Annotated in this window: 21 protein-coding genes and 1 other RNA gene; 17 read left to right on the top strand and 5 right to left on the bottom strand. The window is 64.4% G+C overall.

Features of this window, described 5'->3' with window-relative positions; translation table 11 throughout:
* Positions 1–4 precede the first annotated feature (4 nt).
* From AC5P7X_RS04730 to AC5P7X_RS04705, 6 genes are read left to right on the top strand one after another with little or no spacing between them, the layout of a single operon-like run.
* On the top strand, positions 5–250 hold the full coding sequence (locus tag AC5P7X_RS04730; protein WP_495214467.1) for a hypothetical protein: 246 nt from the start codon (positions 5–7) through the stop codon (positions 248–250).
* The gene (locus AC5P7X_RS04725; RefSeq protein WP_414609681.1) at positions 247–963 is read left to right on the top strand and encodes a hypothetical protein; all 717 of its coding nucleotides are present in this window, start codon (positions 247–249) and stop codon (positions 961–963) included. The genes AC5P7X_RS04730 and AC5P7X_RS04725 overlap by 4 nt, the downstream gene beginning before the upstream one ends.
* 3 nt (positions 964–966) lie before the next feature.
* Positions 967–1,689, top strand: coding sequence for an HNH endonuclease signature motif containing protein (locus AC5P7X_RS04720; RefSeq protein ID WP_414609680.1), 723 nt, complete (start codon positions 967–969; stop codon positions 1,687–1,689).
* A complete protein-coding gene (locus AC5P7X_RS04715) occupies positions 1,670–1,927 on the top strand; it encodes a hypothetical protein (protein ID WP_065722933.1) in 258 nt (85 codons plus the stop codon). Before AC5P7X_RS04720 ends, AC5P7X_RS04715 begins: the two co-directional genes overlap by 20 nt.
* Positions 1,928–1,929: 2 nt before the next feature.
* On the top strand, positions 1,930–2,238 hold the full coding sequence (locus AC5P7X_RS04710; protein WP_414609679.1) for a hypothetical protein: 309 nt from the start codon (positions 1,930–1,932) through the stop codon (positions 2,236–2,238).
* Positions 2,225–2,953: a hypothetical protein gene (locus AC5P7X_RS04705; protein ID WP_414609678.1), complete on the top strand. Its 729-nt coding sequence runs from the start codon at positions 2,225–2,227 to the stop codon at positions 2,951–2,953. The genes AC5P7X_RS04710 and AC5P7X_RS04705 overlap by 14 nt, the downstream gene beginning before the upstream one ends.
* Before the next feature lie 58 nt (positions 2,954–3,011).
* Here the strand turns inward: AC5P7X_RS04705 and AC5P7X_RS04700 are convergent, their stop codons facing one another.
* Positions 3,012–3,602, bottom strand: coding sequence for a hypothetical protein (locus tag AC5P7X_RS04700; protein WP_414609677.1), 591 nt, complete (start codon positions 3,600–3,602; stop codon positions 3,012–3,014).
* Positions 3,603–3,666: 64 nt separating this feature from the next.
* Between AC5P7X_RS04700 and AC5P7X_RS04695 the strand changes: the two genes are divergently transcribed.
* The 3 genes from AC5P7X_RS04695 to AC5P7X_RS04685 are packed head-to-tail and all read left to right on the top strand — an operon-like array spanning position 3,667 to position 5,301.
* Entirely contained in the window at positions 3,667–3,912 is a 246-nt protein-coding gene (locus tag AC5P7X_RS04695; RefSeq protein ID WP_414609676.1) for an ArsR family transcriptional regulator, read from the top strand.
* Positions 3,905–4,183, top strand: a complete 279-nt coding sequence (gene xisR, locus AC5P7X_RS04690; protein ID WP_095377434.1) for an excisionase family protein — start codon at positions 3,905–3,907, stop codon at positions 4,181–4,183. Before AC5P7X_RS04695 ends, xisR begins: the two co-directional genes overlap by 8 nt.
* Entirely contained in the window at positions 4,126–5,301 is a 1,176-nt protein-coding gene (locus AC5P7X_RS04685) for an Arm DNA-binding domain-containing protein (RefSeq protein WP_495214466.1), read from the top strand. Before xisR ends, AC5P7X_RS04685 begins: the two co-directional genes overlap by 58 nt.
* Before the next feature lie 61 nt (positions 5,302–5,362).
* Here AC5P7X_RS04685 and AC5P7X_RS04680 read toward each other — a convergent pair whose 3' ends face one another.
* Both AC5P7X_RS04680 and AC5P7X_RS04675 read right to left on the bottom strand, forming a co-directional pair.
* Complete coding sequence (locus tag AC5P7X_RS04680; protein WP_164281563.1) at positions 5,363–5,608, bottom strand: hypothetical protein; 246 nt, start codon at positions 5,606–5,608, stop codon at positions 5,363–5,365.
* On the bottom strand, positions 5,605–5,889 hold the full coding sequence (locus AC5P7X_RS04675) for a hypothetical protein (RefSeq protein WP_279730598.1): 285 nt from the start codon (positions 5,887–5,889) through the stop codon (positions 5,605–5,607). The genes AC5P7X_RS04680 and AC5P7X_RS04675 overlap by 4 nt, the downstream gene beginning before the upstream one ends.
* 752 nt (positions 5,890–6,641) lie before the next feature.
* Between AC5P7X_RS04675 and AC5P7X_RS04670 the strand changes: the two genes are divergently transcribed.
* The 4 genes from AC5P7X_RS04670 to AC5P7X_RS04655 all read left to right on the top strand — a co-directional run bounded on the left by AC5P7X_RS04670 (position 6,642) and on the right by AC5P7X_RS04655 (position 10,476).
* The gene (locus tag AC5P7X_RS04670; protein ID WP_414609673.1) at positions 6,642–7,211 is read left to right on the top strand and encodes a hypothetical protein; all 570 of its coding nucleotides are present in this window, start codon (positions 6,642–6,644) and stop codon (positions 7,209–7,211) included.
* A gap of 109 nt (positions 7,212–7,320) precedes the next feature.
* Positions 7,321–7,674: a transfer-messenger RNA gene (gene ssrA / locus AC5P7X_RS04665) on the top strand.
* 158 nt (positions 7,675–7,832) lie between these two features.
* A complete protein-coding gene (locus AC5P7X_RS04660) occupies positions 7,833–8,318 on the top strand; it encodes a hypothetical protein (RefSeq protein WP_070489932.1) in 486 nt (161 codons plus the stop codon).
* Between the two features lie 136 nt (positions 8,319–8,454).
* The gene (locus tag AC5P7X_RS04655; protein ID WP_495214463.1) at positions 8,455–10,476 is read left to right on the top strand and encodes an esterase/lipase family protein; all 2,022 of its coding nucleotides are present in this window, start codon (positions 8,455–8,457) and stop codon (positions 10,474–10,476) included.
* Between the two features lie 17 nt (positions 10,477–10,493).
* On the opposite strand, the gene AC5P7X_RS04650 is transcribed toward AC5P7X_RS04655, so the two are convergent.
* Positions 10,494–11,717: a cytochrome P450 gene (locus AC5P7X_RS04650; RefSeq protein ID WP_495214461.1), complete on the bottom strand. Its 1,224-nt coding sequence runs from the start codon at positions 11,715–11,717 to the stop codon at positions 10,494–10,496.
* Between the two features lie 379 nt (positions 11,718–12,096).
* Here AC5P7X_RS04650 and hchA point away from each other — a divergent pair, with 379 nt between their 5' ends.
* The 3 genes from hchA (at position 12,097) to AC5P7X_RS04635 (ending at position 14,776) form a co-directional block, all read left to right on the top strand.
* Positions 12,097–12,969, top strand: coding sequence for a glyoxalase III HchA (gene hchA, locus AC5P7X_RS04645; protein WP_495214460.1), 873 nt, complete (start codon positions 12,097–12,099; stop codon positions 12,967–12,969).
* Between the two features lie 4 nt (positions 12,970–12,973).
* A complete protein-coding gene (locus tag AC5P7X_RS04640) occupies positions 12,974–13,678 on the top strand; it encodes a PA1136 family autoinducer-binding transcriptional regulator (protein WP_495214459.1) in 705 nt (234 codons plus the stop codon).
* A 240-nt stretch (positions 13,679–13,918) separates the two neighbouring features.
* Positions 13,919–14,776: an endonuclease/exonuclease/phosphatase family protein gene (locus AC5P7X_RS04635; protein WP_053499143.1), complete on the top strand. Its 858-nt coding sequence runs from the start codon at positions 13,919–13,921 to the stop codon at positions 14,774–14,776.
* A gap of 19 nt (positions 14,777–14,795) precedes the next feature.
* Here the strand turns inward: AC5P7X_RS04635 and AC5P7X_RS04630 are convergent, their stop codons facing one another.
* Positions 14,796–15,059, bottom strand: coding sequence for a hypothetical protein (locus tag AC5P7X_RS04630; RefSeq protein ID WP_049414598.1), 264 nt, complete (start codon positions 15,057–15,059; stop codon positions 14,796–14,798).
* A gap of 142 nt (positions 15,060–15,201) precedes the next feature.
* Here AC5P7X_RS04630 and AC5P7X_RS04625 point away from each other — a divergent pair, with 142 nt between their 5' ends.
* Positions 15,202–15,579 carry a VOC family protein gene (locus tag AC5P7X_RS04625; RefSeq protein ID WP_329843388.1) on the top strand — a complete coding sequence of 126 codons (378 nt, stop codon included), beginning with the start codon at positions 15,202–15,204 and terminating at the stop codon, positions 15,577–15,579.
* Positions 15,580–15,587 lie beyond the last annotated feature (8 nt).

Genomic DNA, 15,587 nt, shown 5'->3' with positions numbered 1-15,587 from the left:
CCCCATGAATCCGCAACGTCTCAGCACTGGCCGCTCTTCCCTCGCAGCCCTGATGATTGGCCTACTGGCGCAGCCGACGCGCGCCGCGCGCGCCGTCCCTGTCCGTCGCATGCCGGCCCGCCATCGCACCACCTGGGCACCGGCCGGCGGTGGCCGGGCCGAACGTGCTCGCCGCCTGCGCCAGATCGAGGCCGGCACCTTGACCGCTGCCGACGGCTTGGTCGCGACGTATAGGGACGAGCAGCTGTGAGCCGCGTGCGCGCCTTCCTCTGCGCCCTGTTCGGCTGCGCGCGCGACTGGCCGGATATGGAGTCCTGCGGCCGCTGCGGCAGCTACGTGGATCTGCACGCGGCGCCGCGCACCATGGGCCGCCGCGTACTGGATCGCGTTGCGACCGCTCTGATCCAGCGCGGCGCCCGCACACCCTACTTCCACCTGACCAACGCCGACGGCACGCCGTACATGGATCGCTTCTGGCTGCTGCGCCTCGGCCGCGCCGGCGTCGATGACCGTGGCCAGCCGCGGCCTTGGTTGGCCCTGCGCCTGCACCACATCCGCAGCAGCGATCACGGCGGCATCTTCCATGATCACCCCTGGTCATTCTTCAGCCTGATTCTGCGCGGCGGGTACTTCGAGCACCGACCCTTCGACGGGCCGCTGCCGGCGGTGCCGGACGCGGTGCCGTCGGCGATCGCTGAGGAACCGTACTCGTCGACCTGGTACGGCGCTGGCCAGCTGCTGTTCCGTCGTGCCGAGGGCTGGCATCGCATTGCCCTGGCCGAGGACCTGCAGGCTGAAGGCACCTGGACGCTGGTGCTGACGCTGCCGCCGCGCGCCTACAGCTGGGGCTTCCGCATCCGCGGTCAGAAGGTCGAGCACCGCGAGTATTTCCGGAAGGAAGCGGTCCGCCAGCGCGCGCGGCAGCAGATCCACGCACCGAAGCGCTCGGAATGGAATCCATGAGCCATGACGCGGAAGTCACACCCCAACGCGCGTCGGCCCTGGAGTGCCGACGAGGACGAAACGCTGCGGCTGAACTGGCCGCGGTTCCCCGCCTTCCTGATCGCCCATGTGCTGAAAAGGCCAACGACCGCGGTGTATCGACGGGCATCGGCGCTTGGCCTGCAGAAGGCAGACGATTTCCACACCCAGCCACTGGCGTCGCTCTGGAACGGGACGCAGGAACCCGGGTCGATCGCAGCGCGCTTCAAGCCTGGCTACGTGCCGCCCAACAAGGGACTGCGCCGACCTGGCTGGTACGCAGGCCGAATGCGAGAAACCCAGTTCAAGAAGGGGCGGCCGGCCAGCGAGGCGAGCAATTACGTGCCGATCGGGACCGAGAAGGTCGATCCGAAACGGAAGGTGCTGATGCGGAAGGTCACCGACGATCCGGCCATCTTCCCGACCCGACGCTGGCGCCCGGTGCACGTGATGGTCTGGGAGGCAGCAAATGGCCCGGTTCCCGAGGGACACATCGTGGTGTTCCGGCCAGGCCTGAAGACGCTGGACGCCGCCGAGATCACTGCTGATCGCCTCGAGACCGTGACCCTCGCCGAGAACATGCGGCGCAACAGCTACCACAACCGGTACCCGCCGGAACTGAAAGAACTTGTCCAACTGAAGGCGCGAATCACCCGCCGGGTCAGGAGGCGAACCAAGGAGCAAGAAGATGAAGAACAAGGTCAGTGACGTCCGCGATCACCTGGTCGCCATGCTCGAACGCCTGGGCGACGACGATTTGAGTGCCGAACAGATGGGCCAGGTCATCGAGCGCGCCAAGGCCTCGACCATTGTGGCCACCACCTACATCGGCGCGGTGAAGGTCGAGCTCGACGCAATCCGGTTGGCGCACGAAACCGGGAACCTGACGGCGGCGGTTGCCGAGCCCCAGCAGCTGCCCACGCTGCCGGCGAGCCAGAGGCGGTGACGATGACCGCCAAGCGACCCATACCGACAATCGGCTGTGACATGGCCACGGGCCCTGACCTCACCTCCGTCGCAGAGATCGTGGACGGCAAGGTCATCAACGTCCGCCATCTGCCTCGCCAAGACCCGCTCACAAAAAAATCGGAGGTGCTCCAGGTGCTGCAGGCCGGCGGCCGCATCGCCGCGGGCCACCGGCCCGGCCTGTTGCAGCTGCTCGGCGCCGACGACAACCCGGTACCCGCTTGGCAAACCGCCTTGAAGGCCGCCCAGGCCTCGTCCGCACAGTCCGGAGATACCTATGAACCGCAGTGACGTCCTCCCCCGCTTCCTCGCCGATACGGCCAGCCACGAGCTCCGGATCGTGGTCGACGATGGCGTGCACCGGCACCTGCAGTTCCGTCGCCCGGGAACCTATTGCTACGGCTTTGACATCGTCACCTGGCCCGGGCACCTGACGATCTCCGGCGACATGGGCACCGCAGTCTTCAGCCGCCTGCATGACATGTTCGAGTTCTTCCGCGCCAATCCGGCGGAGCACGAAAAGGCCGGCGGCCTGTTCGTGAACGATGGCTACTGGGCCGAGAAGTGCGTGGCCAACGACGGCGCGAAGCAGGAATTCAGTGCGCGCCTGTTTCGTGACCTGGTGACGCGCCTGTTCAATGAATACGTCGAGGAACGCGTGGACCCAGACGACCTGGCGGATCCAGACTCGTCGATGCCGGAATGGGTGGCCAGGCTGTGGCAGGAGCTCGAGCGCGAAGTTCTGAACGACTCGGAAGACCACGACGCCCTGAGCAACGCGATCAGCGCCATGTCGGACTTCGAGCCCCATGACCCCGACTACAGCGACTTCCGGATCACTGATGCCTGGGAATACGCATCGTCCCTGCAGCAGTACACGTTCCACTTCATCTGGCGCCTGTATGCGATCGCCCACGCGGTCCGTGCCTACGACGATGCTGCCTGCGCGGCTGCACCGACAGGCATTGCAGCGCCAGCACCGCTGGCGGAGGCCGCCCATGCTTGAATGCGCAAGTCTCTTTCACCCCGTCATGACCCGATCGGCCTTGAGAGACGAAATACGACTAGCCGAGCATCAGTCTCCACCACCAAGAATGCGTAGCCGGCGGCGCAAAGATGCGTTTGTTCATCTCGTTCGAGGCTTCCAGGAGCGCAACTTCCGCAGTTTCCAGGTGATGCAGGAAAGAATTCAGAACCTCTCCTCTGTCGGTTGCGTCTGCCCGCAGAGCCGCTCGAACCTTCGACTCCATTTGCCTTGCGGACATTGCGCACGCCACTGCCTTGCTCAGATTTCGAGCGGGTGCATTCAGCTCATGAATGCGATGCAAGTGTTTGCGCAGCATAGGAGGGACCCTAAGTACATCCCCTCCTTCCGGCTCGAAACTCTCCAGTACTGCCTGCGCATGACCAAGCCTCACATGGTTCACAAGGCCACGAATGCTGACGTGCCAGCTCTCGATTTCAGGAACCAAGAGAGTAGACAGTCCGAGCGCACGATCCAGCGCCTCCTCCCTACGCCGCGCCTGCTCCGCAAGAGCGATACGCAATGCAATGAAGGCAGCCAGAAACGTTCCAACGGCCGCCCATGCGTCCCAGTTGACTTCGCACGTGCTGCTAAGCCACCAGCACTGGCTCAACCCATCGACCATACCCATTGCGCCCCCTCCCTTTCACCTGAAGGCCATTCTGGCACTTCGCTGCTGGCAGAAGGTGCTAGCCGTGCATGACACCACAGCCCGCGCAGGCGCCGCCAACGGCACGTCCATCCGGATCCTGGAGCTTCTGCAGGAGGGGCCCTGCCTGGCGGGCGAGCTGGCCGCCGAGCTGCACCTGCCTTCAAACCGGGTCAGTAGCTACCTGCACCATCTGGCCAAGACCGGCCGTGTGCAGCGCGCGCCCTTCTATGGCCCTGACGAGCGCCCATCGGTCCTCTGGAGCCTGCAGGTGGTGGTGCCCCATGAGTAACCACGGACCCTCGTCACGAGGATTGTCGAGGACCGGATCCCCCGCGAACCTGCGGCCGGTACGATTCGTCACGCTCAAGCAGTTCGAGGCACTGACCGGCTACACGGTCGATGCCATCAACTCGAAGATCAAGCGAGGCGATTGGCTGGAGGGCGCCGTGTTCTTCAAGGCGCCAGATGGAAGAAACCTGATCGACCTGGAGGGGTACGAAGAGTGGGTAATGCACGGCAAGGCGGCGTCAGGCCAGCTACACAGAGCAGCATCGCAATAGACTTCTACTACCGGGGCAAGCGGTGCCGTGAGCGGATCAAACTTCCTCCGACCGCACGGAACCTTCGGTACTGCGAGAACCTGCTGGGGCAGATCAAGGTCGAGATCGAGAAGGGCACGTTCGACTATGCCACCCACTTCCCCGGCAGCAAGCGCGCGGTGCAGGTGGCGGCGAAGCCGGCGACCCTGGAAACCTTGGAGCAGGTGCTGACACGGTGGCTGGCACAGAAGGAGCCTGAGCTCGAGCACAGCAGCCTGATTGGGTACCGCCGCATCGTCGACAACATCCTGGTGCCGCGATGCGGGACGATCGCGCTGCGTGACTTCGACCGTATCGCGCTAAAGGAACTGGTGGCCACATTCGACCAGTCGACCTCTGCCAAGCGCATCAACAACGTCTTGGGCCCGCTCCGCGGTGCCCTCGATGAGGCCGTTGCCGATGACTTGATCCCGAGCAACCCCCTGGACGGCTTCAGGGTGAAGCGGCGTGCCAAGGCCAACGCGCGGGAAGAGGTCGATCCCTTCACACCGGAGGAAGTCCAGGCGATCTTGGCCGCCTGCCGCGAGGACCAGGTCCGCAACTACTGCCAGTTCAACTTCGCCACGGGCCTGCGCACCTCAGAAATGATCGGACTCTGCTGGTCGGACATCGACTGGCGCAAGGGCACGGTCAAGATTCGGCGGGCATGGGTCATGGGCAAGATGAAGGCCCCTAAGACCGAGTCCGGCGTGCGCGAAGTGCAGCTGCTGCAGCCGGCGATCGATGCCCTGAAGGCCCAGCGCGCCCATACCGCCACCGCCGGCGAGTTCGTCTTCCACGATCCCAGGACGAACGCACGGTGGGGATCAGATCAGAGCATCCGCGCGGGCGAATGGCAGCGCGCGCTGCGCAAGGCTGGCATCCGGTACCGGTACCCGTATCAGATGCGCCACACCTTCGCCTCACAAGCGCTGAGTGCTGGCGAGAACGTGATGTGGGTGGCCCGTCAGATGGGCCACCGGGACTGGACAATCACGGCGAAGAAGTACGGGCGTTGGATCCCGTCGATGGTCCCCGATGCGGGCGCGAAGGCCGCGGCTGTCTGGAAGCCCGAGCTTATGCATACGGGCATCAGGTAGCCCGCATAGTCCATACGTTGAGAAAACGGCGCAGAGTGCCCCGCTGAAACGCGGGGCTTCCTCAATGCCTTCGCACTAGGTCCGTGATCTCAAACTCGTGAATGGAACCGTAGCGCTCCCAGATCTTCACCACCATGTCTGGAAATACCGGGTTCGTGATCAGCAGCACCTCAGGATCGCCATCAGCATCGACCAGTTCGTACCAGTCGTTTCCTTGCGCAATCACCTCAACCCCATGCGTTCTCAACACATCTAACACATGTGTCCTGGGTTGAGCGCCGTCCCATGGCCCTTTACGAATCCTCATGCAGCGTGAGCCACCTCAGCCTCGCGGAAAGCGAGTGATGTAAAGAATCCAGTGTCCTGAGGGATGTCGAGCTCAACAACAGTCCCGCAGGTCAGCACATCGTGGTTGTCACTTTGAAGCCAAAGGTTCCACGCCTCTGGCGGCGTTTTGCCCTTCGCAAAGAGAGCCGTCAGCGGCCTATTACGCCTCAAGTAGGCTTCGATGGTTCGAAGAAGGCCATCGGCAAAGTTCTGACGAACTTCGTCAACAGTGCGGCCTGTACTCAAGTAGTCGATCTCCAAGCCCTGAGCAACGTACCCACCGTCCTCAGACGGGAGGATGAGCACGCGTAGCGAGGCGTCGACTGCATGTCGGCCATCCTCAGACTTTCGATGACGTAGCACGGGCAAATTGTCTCTCTTCATATGCGTAACCTCGTCTCACTATCCTTAGTCTTCGAGACAAAAAAGGGCCGATCACTTTGACCGGCCGCCAGATCAGTTCGGCCACCACAGCCTCTGGATCTAGGGAAATCTTAGTCTCCCGGATGCCGCTAGCACAAGTGCACAAGCGCTTCAACGGACAACTCTGTGGAAAACATTCAGAAAGGCTGAAATCTGTTGGTAAGTTCAAAAACCACTTATTTTTCAAATGCATATTTATGAACGAAAACCCCATTCGGACGCGCATGCCTGAACGGAAGCCGCGTATTCACCTTGAATTAACTAGTGACGCTCGTCACACATTTGGAGTTTGGTGCAAAGTGTGTGTGTGCTAGCGCTTCGATGACCCTCCAGCGAAGTGCACTGATCGACCGCTGCGGCATCTGTATTAGATGCGCCACACCTTCGCCCCCCAGGCGCTTAGCGAGGGCGAGAACGCTATGCGGGTGACGCGGGAGGGGCATCGGGATGGGACGACGGGCGCCCCAAAGTACGGCCGCTGGCCCCCATCGACGGTCCCTGGTGCCGGCGCCCAGGCCGCTGCAGTGTGGGTGCCGAAGTCTGCCATCTAGTGGGCTATGCTGAAGTGCCTGAACGACTGGAGCGTGGGAATGGACGACGATCAGACAGGCACCGGGACCGAACCTGCCGCGCGCCCGCCGGTGGCGGCCGACGATTTGCTGTTCATCCGCACTCCTGAAGAGTTCACCACCGCCTTTTTGGCCGGTTGGATCGTGGACGCTCGCAGTGGGGGCTTGGTCCGTGGACGGCTCCACGAGGAAGGCCATATCTCCATGATTCAGCACGCTGAGCCACTGGGCACTTTTGAATTCATGGGGGTGATGGAAGGGGGGGAGTACATCCTCAGCACCGACGCGACCGCTGCGCATTTTGATCGTTTGATGGAGATCAACAGCGACAAGACGCCTTGTGACACCCCTCTGCCCGAAGCTCCCCCAGGTCGGGTGATCGATGTGTCAGCCGAGCCCCACGACAAGATGCTCATGATTGATCGGCAATTCATCATCAATCGCGTCTCCACCCGGAGGCACCTAGCCGAACTGGTCGCCCTGAATGATCCGCATAGCTACTACCGCGGCCAGTTCTTTGATGACAACGTGGTCGCCTATCTGAACCACCATCCTGAGCTAGGCGACGGTCCGCCGACCAGTGGCGGCTGATCGCGTGACTGTTCAGGAAGATTGCCGTAACATTCGCATCGTTAGGCGGGTTCTTGGTCAACATTTGGTCAACCAAGGGCCTGAAAGCCTTGCAATACTTGAAGAAACCGGGGGTGCATTGGTTTCGACGGGGGTTGTGAAGTCGCCTGGCGCATGCCGAGGGGGTAGCTTTCCTCGTAAATCCAGCTGCAAAACTCTAGTTGCCAACGACGACAACTACGCTCTGGCCGCTTAAGGCCTAAGCCTCGAAACCGCTTGTGTCCATGCTCGCGGTGTAGAGTCACTATCATGGAATCGCGCTGGACGGCTGCCTGTCAGTCCGGCACTAGAACACAACAGGCTGGTTCCCGGATGCGCTTTGCGCACCGTGCTGTTCGGGGACGAGATCCAACGGTGAGCTAAGCATGTAGTGCTGGGGATGGAGTGCCTTCGGACGGCGGTTCAATTCCGCCCACCTCCACCATCTGTATGGCCTGTCGAGGCCGCAAGAAGCCGGATCTCCCGTCAACTGGGGTTCCGGCTTTTTTGTGCCTGCACGTCGCGCAGGACGTGTGGCGCATAATCGGGATGACACCGCCAACACAACAGTCCCTCCATCCGCGACCGCCAGAAGGATCTGCAATGAAAATCGCCACAACCACGCTCGCCCTGTTCCTCACCGCGCTCGCCGCCGCCCCAGCCACGCACGCCGCAGCCCCGGCCATCGCGCCGCCCGGCACCGCCACGCTGGAAGCGCTGCTGGCCTGCAAGGCGGGCTCGGATTTCAGTGCGGCCGACGCCATCGATGCCCTGCAGGCGGCCGGCCTGGCCAAGAAGCCGGGCGGCACCTTCGAGCCGGAGGACAAGCCGGTCGCGCTGTTTGGCGGCACGGTCAACAGTGCCGATGTAAACGTGGCCGAGGGCGAGAAGAGCCTGTTCGTGTACTTGAACGGCGTCGATCCCAAGCGCCTGGCCAGGGCTTGGTCGGTGACCGAGGTCAACGAGCATGCCAATACCGAGGAACCTTCGTACGTGAAGCGCATCGACAAGCACCACACCCTGCACGTGATCGCAGGCGACGACTACGAGGGCTATTCGGCGGCGGTGAAGTGCCAGATCAGCCACTGATGGGCTAGGAACCTGCAGCCGGCGCACGGAACTGCCCGAATCTACCAACCGCACTCGCCGCCAAGCCCGACCCAGCCGGTAGATTCCGCTTTGACAGGCCGGCCGCTAGAGTGGCGCCACCGCGCAGGAGGATCGCATGGCTACCACGGGCTTGGGCTTCATCGGCCGCACGACCCTCATCTTCACCGTGCTGCTCACCCTGGGCGGCTGCGCGACGCTGCGCCAGTTCGGGCCGTCGGTGCAGGTTGCCTCGGTCACGCCCGGCCAGTACATCGCGCTCAAGCGCGGTGACATCCTGACCTCCGGCAAGCTCAGCGCGGCGACCATTGAGACCCTGCGCGTGGCCGGGCTCGATGAGGGCGTCTGTGCCAAGCCCGGCCTGCCCTGCATCGAGGCCATGGAAAGCAGCATCGTGGTGCGCGAGGAAGACAAGCGCTCCAGCCTGGCCGAGTTGTGGCTGCAGTATGCGATGACCCTGCCGGCGCCAAAGCGCGAGTACTCGGCATCCGGCCGCGCCAAGACCGCAGTCACCGAGCTGGATGCCGACTTCCAGCCACGCCTCGATGCGTGGATGCAGGTCGCGCGCCAGGCCTATGCCTATCTGTTCTTCACCGAGCGCACCGCCAACCAGCGTGGTTTCGAAGACCGCCAGACCCAGGTGCGCGACTACTACAACCTGGCGGTGCAGGAAGCCTCGGTGCAGCTGTACAACGCGTATGCCACCGGCCGCGTGCACGGCCAGGCCAGCCATTTCCAGCTGGGCCGCTGGACCTTCGTGCTGGCCCCTTCAGACGGAGCATCGGCGCTGGACCAGCGTACCCCCAGCGAGCTGGTACCCGCCGCCTCGCTGTCGTTCACCGGTACGCTGCGCAGCGTGCATCGCCGCGATGGCTTCGGTGCCGAGCTGGTGGCGGTGATGGACGACCCGGCCGGCAGCACGGCCACCACGCCTCGGGCAGCGGCGCAGGCAACGCAGGCCAGCACTTCGGCCACGCAGAGCTGGAGCGAGATGCCCTCGCCATCGATGACGGTGCTGCTGCGCTTCTCGGGGAAAAACCTGTGGGAGGTGCTGCACGATGACGAGCCGGAGCTGGAGATCCACGATCCCTACCAGGTTTCGGAAGTGACCCTGCACGGCCAGCAGGTGCCACTGGCGGCCAACTTCACTGCCGGCTATGCGCTGTGGCTGGCCCGCTCCAACTTCAGCCGACAGTCGTTGCGCACGCTGTTCGGTGGCAAGGGCGGCATCGACACGCCGCATCTGTACATGATGCAGCCCTACGACCCGAACCGCCGCGTGCTGCTGATGATCCATGGCCTGGCCAGCAGTCCGGAAGCCTGGGTCAACGTGGCCAATGAACTGTTGCGCGACGACGAGATCCGCCGGGAGTTCCAGGTCTGGCAGTTCTATTACCCGACCAACATGCCCATCGCGATGAGCCACGATGCGATGCGCCACACGCTGGCTGAAGTGTTCAAGCACTTTGACCCCAGCGGCAAGGCGCAGGCCTCGCATGACATGGTGCTGGTGGGGCACAGCATGGGGGGAGTGATCGCACGGTTGATGATCTCCTCCTCCGGCGACCACCTGGTCGACACCCTGCTGGCCACCGCGCAGATGACGCCCGCCCAGCGCGAACTGCTGCGCACCGAAGGCGCACCGGTGCTGACCTTCCTGCCAGAACCGGAAGTGTCCCGCGTGGTGTTCATCGCCACGCCGCATCGCGGTACCGACGTGGCGGGCACCCGCCTCGGCCGGTGGATCGGCCGGCTGGTGCGGTTGCCACTGACCGTGCTGGAAGACGTCGCCACCATCGCCAACGACGGCCAGATCGACCGCATTGACGGCAAGCACGGTTACCAGATGAACAGCATCCAGAACCTGGACAAGGACGACCCGTTCGTCCGCGCCGTGGCTGACCTGCCGATGTCACCGAAGGTGCACTACCACTCGATCATCGCCCGCGCCAAGGCCGATGGCCCACTTGAGAAGACCGATGACGGGCTGGTGCCCTACTGGAGTTCGCACCTGCCGCACGCGGATTCGGAGAAGGTGATCGTGTCCGGACACAGCGTGCAGGAAGCTACGCCGGCCATCGTCGAGCTGCGGCGGATCCTGCATGAGGACATGCAGGCACACGGGCGAACGGGAAAGTAAGCCGCCGTCCCGACAGATCAGGCACCGGCCGTACGCCGCGAGAACGTGCCATGCAGCGCCGCCGGAATCGCAAAGCCCTCCATGCGCACCTCGGGCCGATAGTCGGCGCTGGGGGTGAAGCGGAACTCGCGTGCCAGCAGCGCGCACAGCAATACCAGCTGTGCATTGCCGACCGCCGATCCCACGCAGGAACGCGTGGGGAAGCCATAAGGCACATAGATGCCGGCGGTACGCTTGCGCCGTTCGGGCAACCAGCGATCGGGATCGAACTGCAGCGGGTCATCCCAGTACTTCGCCGAGCGGTGCTGGATGAACGAGCTCAGCTCGAAGACCGTACCTTCGGCGATGGCCTGCCCTTCCACCTGCAGATCGCAGGCAGCCACCCGACGGTTGTTGAAGGGCGTGGAGTACAGCCGCATCACTTCCTTCAGGAAGCGCATCGTGCAGGGAATCCTGGCCATCGGCAGCGCGTGGATCTCCGCCTCCGAGAGCGGCGCGAATTCCTCCTCGATGCGCTGGCGCCAGTGTGGATGCATCTGCATCGCCAGCAGCAGGCAGGCGGCCATCATGCCGGGCACGCCGGAAATGGCGATCAGCTGCACGGTGACCAGGTAGGTGACCTTGTCCAGGCCGATGCGCTCTCGCAGGCTCAGCAATGACTGCGCGTAATCCAGCGCCGAACTTCCGCTGCGGACACGGTGCTTGAGTTCGGCGGCAATCGCCCGTGATTCGGCACGGCCGATGAGGAAGTTGCGCAGCAGGTGGCGCCGATGGATGACCTGCTCGACCTGGGTGGTGTAGCGCAGATGCAGGGCGCGTTCGATGGCTGCGGTGCCGCGGGCATCGAGCCCGTCGATCACCAGCGGGATCAAGGGATGGGCCATCACTTTCCACACCGCCGGCGTGGCATCCAGCGCATGCCCGCACACCCCATCCAGAGCTTGCCTCATGCGCGACTGCAGCGCCTCCAGGGTCTGTGCTCCGGTGAGCTCAGCACTACGGGTGGCGATCAGGCTGCGCACTTCGGTCCAGCGCACGCGCTCGTGACGGCGGAACAGGTCGGCCAGCGACTCGACCACGTACAGCTGCTCGGAATTTTCCTTGTCGACCTTGCCAGCCAGTTCCGGGCAGAACACCCCAACACCGCCGGTTTCCAGCTTCAGCACGGGCCCTTCGCGCTCCACGCGCGCAGCCAGGCGCTCGGCAGCAATGGCGCTGCCTTCATTCGACATCCCTTGCATGCAGTGCGTCTCCGGCAGGAAGGGACTCGAAAGACGAGTCCCTTCGTCTTGCTACCGCTCAATCGCGGGTTTGGCTGGCAGGATCAGAATTCGACCCACAGCGGCCAGGTATTCCACACGCTGCTCTTTTCGTTCGGATGAATATTCAGAGTGACGCGCAATGCTCGGGCGAATCTTTTCATTTTCATTCCTTTGCTTGCTGTGTGGTTATGCCGGGATTATCCCGGCACTGGCTAGATAACACGACATAATCCCACTGTCCAACCGGCCGGGTGGCGCGCTGCAGCATCCGGGTTGCGGCCGATTGAGGGGAATCCCTCATCGCGCCTGCGCACGCAGCCTCCTATGCTGGGCTCACTTTCCCCCAACGGAGGTCTGCATGAACACGCAAGAGCCCAGCCGCCAGCCCAGCCCCGATCCGGCCGAGCGCGATGCCTTCTTCCCGTCGCCGTATTCGCTGTCGCAGTTCACCTCGCCCAAGAGCGACCTGTCCGGCGCCGACTATCCGGATGCGCGCCGCGATGGCCGCTGGAAGGTGCTGATGATCGCCGCCGACGAGCGCTATCTGCCGACCGCCAATGGCCACCTGTTCTCCACCGGTAATCATCCGGTGGAAACCCTGCTGCCGATGTACCACCTGGACAAGGCCGGCTTCGACATCGACGTGGCGACGCTGTCCGGCAACGCCGTCAAGTTCGAGTGGTGGGCCTTCCCACACGAGGACAGCGAGATCGGCGCCCTGTACGAACGCTACCAGGAACGCTTCCGCCAGCCGTTGCAGCTGGACCAGGTGGTGGCCGGCCTGGGCGCCGATTCGGACTACGCCGCCGTCTTCATTCCCGGTGGGCACGGCGCGTTGATCGGCCTGCCGGAGAGCGCGGCGGTGAAGGCCGCGCTGCAATGGGCCATGGCCGAGCAGCGCCACATCATCACCCTCTGCCATGGCCCGGCGGCGCTGCTGGCGGCGGGCGTCGACGAAGCCGACGGTGCCTCGCTGTTCCGTGGCTACCGCATCTGTGCCTTCCCCGACGCAATGGACCGGCAGACACCGGGGATCGGCTACATGCCCGGGCAGCTGCGTTGGTTCTTCGGTGAACGGCTGGCCCAGCAGGGGGTGCAGATCGTCAATGAGGGCATCGATGGCAGCGTGCTGCAGGATCGCCTGCTGCTGACCGGCGACAGTCCGCTGGCCGGCAACGCGTTGGGCAAGCTGGCCGCGCGTACGCTGCTCGATGCGCTGGCGGGGCGCTGAGCCAATGCCTGCGCTGGTGCCCGCGCTGCTGGAACTGGAACAGGCGCGGTCATTGCCGGCGGTGGGCGGCGTGCTGCGCGCCGCCGCCTCACCATTGGGCTACGACCGCCTGTTGGTGTTTGCCACCGGAACCGGGCTGGAGCGCGACGCACAGCGTGTGTACTGGATTGAAGGTGACTGGTTCGGCGACGGCAGCGATAGCGGACTCGCCCGCTACCTGCACGCCTGTCCGGTCAACCGCCATGTGCTGGACAGCAATGCGCCGTTCTTCTGGAGCAAGCGCCACGGCGTGCGTGGCGAGCGCTACCAGGTGGTGAAGCAGCCTCGCGGCGATGGCCTGCATGGGTTGCAGGTGCCGGTGTTCGGCCCGACCGGTCTGGAGGGTGCGGTCAGTTTCGCCGGCACCTCGATTGATGCGTCCGCCGGCGCGCGCCTGCTGCTTGAAATGGTCGGCACGTCAGTCTTCCGCGCGGCGCGGCGGCTTGCCGAAGCGCCGGCCGACATCCGCGCGGGCGCGCTGAGCGCACGCGAACGCGAGGTGCTGCGCTGGGTCGCCGCTGGACGGCGCCAGGCAGAGATAGCGGCCACGCTGGGGCTGTCTGCGCGCACCGTTGAGAACCACCTGCGGCGAGCGCGGCAACGGCTTGGCGTGGCCACCACCGCGCAGGCAGTGCGCGCGGCAGGCCGCCGTGGCGAGATTGAAGACTGATCAGGATGGACGCACTTCCTGCTGCCTGATCAGCGTGCGGCATACGCCCTGTGCATCTGCGCGATTGCAGAAGGCAGGCGACGGGATGAGCTACGACCCGTGATCGCCGGTGCGCGGTCCACCGGGCGGGGCGTTCATCGCCCGCCCGGCATCCGCGAGCCACCCATCCCTGCATAACGCTGCCCTCGCATTCGTGGCATGCTCTGTGAAACCGTTTTCATGGAATGGAGGGATTCCACGATGTTGTCGCGTTTCCGTCGCCCCGCGCTGTCTGCGCTGCTGGCGCTTGCCCTGCCTCTGACCAGCGCCTGGGCCGCAGCCCCTGCGCCGTTGAAGGTGATGTCGTTCAATGTGCGCACCCCGGCCGATACCGAACCCGGCAAGCGCTGGCCCGACCGTCGCGATGCGATGGTGAAGGTCATCCTCGACGCGCACCCAGCGGTGATCGGTACCCAGGAGCTGGTGCAGGAGCAGGCCGATTACCTTGCCCAGCACCTGCCCGGATACCGCTGGTTCGGCGAGGGCCGCCGCGGCGGCAGCGGCGACGAGCACATGGGCGTGTTCTACGACAGCAAGGTGCTGGCGATCGAGGAATCAGGCAACTTCTGGCTGTCTGATACGCCCGATGTGCCCGGCAGCATCACCTGGGGCAACCTGTATCCACGCATGGTCACCTGGGCGCTGTTCCGCCGCATCGATGACGGCCGCCGCTTCTATTTCATGGATACCCACCTGCCCTACCGCGACGAGGACGAACCACGCCGGGTGAAGGGTGCCGAGCTGATCGGCAGGCGCGTGGCCGGCCTGGCGGCCGACCTGCCGGTGGTGCTGACCGGTGACTTCAACAGCGAACCCGGCGGCGACACCTACAAGGCATTCACCCGCGTACTGCACGACACCCGTACCCAGGTGAAGACACCGCAGGGCCCGCGACTGACCTTCCACGATTTCACTGGCAAGGCCACCGCGCAGCTGGACTGGGTGCTGGTGCGCGGTTTCCACGCGCGCAGCTTCCTGACCGATGACCGCCGCATCGATGGCGTGCTGCCATCGGATCATTTCCCGCTGGTGGTCGAACTGGACTGGCCGAAGCACTGACCCCGCACGGCAGCCGCAGCTACAGCGGCGGCTGCCGCGACAGCAGGCGATACAGGGCCTGATGCTGATCGCGCGCCTGGCAGATGCGGGCCCCTATCGCCAGGAACACGGCGACGCCGATCAGGCCCAGCCCCAGCATCGAATCCTGCAGGCGCAGGAAACCGACCGCGGCGGCCATCGTCGCCAGCACCAGCAGCACCACGACCGCCACCGACAGCCCCGCACCCGGTGGACCCGGATCGCCGAACAACATCCGTTGGGTATCCCGCCTTCCGTCCGCCATTGCCTGTCCTCCCGAGTGCCTGACCCACTAGTTACACGGCGAGCCCGCAATCCGGCAGAGTCAGAAACGTCACGAAGGTGAAGACGTACGCGGAATGCACCGCGCTACCCTGCCGCGTACCCCTCGAACTGCGGAGCAGCACATGGCACACCAGAGCCGGCTGGCAGGATTCATCATCGACTGCCAGGACCTTCCCGCCGACGAAGGCGCCCGTTTCTGGGCCGCCGCGCTCGGTCTGCAGGCACAGGCGGCGCGTGCCGAAGGGGGCGCCGAGTATGCTGACCTGCTGGGCGCACCGGCGGGCCTGGACGTTGAAGTCCAGCGGGTCAACCACCCGTCACGGGTGCATCTGGACATCGAGAGCGACGACATCGATGCCGAGGCCGACCGCCTGGAGAAGCTCGGCGCGCGACGGATAGGCTTCGTCAAGCGCTGGTGGGTAATGGAAGCACCGACCGGCCATCGCTTCTGCATCGTGCGCATGCGCGAGCGCGAGGTGCCGGCCAATCAGTGGCCCTGAAAGAGCAA

It is taken from the genome of Stenotrophomonas sp. YJH_SMC_53 (assembly GCF_059369995.1).
This window is presented reverse-complemented; position numbering and strand designations above follow the sequence as displayed.

Coding starts and splice junctions, on each gene's coding strand:
- AC5P7X_RS04655 (WP_495214463.1), top strand. CDS start 8,455: ATGGCTACCACGGGCTTGGGCTTCATCGGCCGCACGACCCTCATCTTC.
- AC5P7X_RS04720 (WP_414609680.1), top strand. CDS start 967: ATGACGCGGAAGTCACACCCCAACGCGCGTCGGCCCTGGAGTGCCGAC.
- AC5P7X_RS04710 (WP_414609679.1), top strand. CDS start 1,930: ATGACCGCCAAGCGACCCATACCGACAATCGGCTGTGACATGGCCACG.
- hchA (WP_495214460.1), top strand. CDS start 12,097: ATGAACACGCAAGAGCCCAGCCGCCAGCCCAGCCCCGATCCGGCCGAG.
- AC5P7X_RS04705 (WP_414609678.1), top strand. CDS start 2,225: ATGAACCGCAGTGACGTCCTCCCCCGCTTCCTCGCCGATACGGCCAGC.
- AC5P7X_RS04715 (WP_065722933.1), top strand. CDS start 1,670: ATGAAGAACAAGGTCAGTGACGTCCGCGATCACCTGGTCGCCATGCTC.
- AC5P7X_RS04650 (WP_495214461.1), bottom strand. CDS start 11,717: ATGCAAGGGATGTCGAATGAAGGCAGCGCCATTGCTGCCGAGCGCCTG.
- AC5P7X_RS04670 (WP_414609673.1), top strand. CDS start 6,642: ATGGACGACGATCAGACAGGCACCGGGACCGAACCTGCCGCGCGCCCG.
- AC5P7X_RS04630 (WP_049414598.1), bottom strand. CDS start 15,059: ATGGCGGACGGAAGGCGGGATACCCAACGGATGTTGTTCGGCGATCCG.
- AC5P7X_RS04625 (WP_329843388.1), top strand. CDS start 15,202: ATGGCACACCAGAGCCGGCTGGCAGGATTCATCATCGACTGCCAGGAC.
- AC5P7X_RS04640 (WP_495214459.1), top strand. CDS start 12,974: ATGCCTGCGCTGGTGCCCGCGCTGCTGGAACTGGAACAGGCGCGGTCA.
- AC5P7X_RS04635 (WP_053499143.1), top strand. CDS start 13,919: ATGTTGTCGCGTTTCCGTCGCCCCGCGCTGTCTGCGCTGCTGGCGCTT.
- AC5P7X_RS04680 (WP_164281563.1), bottom strand. CDS start 5,608: ATGAGGATTCGTAAAGGGCCATGGGACGGCGCTCAACCCAGGACACAT.
- AC5P7X_RS04700 (WP_414609677.1), bottom strand. CDS start 3,602: ATGGGTATGGTCGATGGGTTGAGCCAGTGCTGGTGGCTTAGCAGCACG.
- xisR (WP_095377434.1), top strand. CDS start 3,905: ATGAGTAACCACGGACCCTCGTCACGAGGATTGTCGAGGACCGGATCC.
- AC5P7X_RS04730 (WP_495214467.1), top strand. CDS start 5: ATGAATCCGCAACGTCTCAGCACTGGCCGCTCTTCCCTCGCAGCCCTG.
- AC5P7X_RS04660 (WP_070489932.1), top strand. CDS start 7,833: ATGAAAATCGCCACAACCACGCTCGCCCTGTTCCTCACCGCGCTCGCC.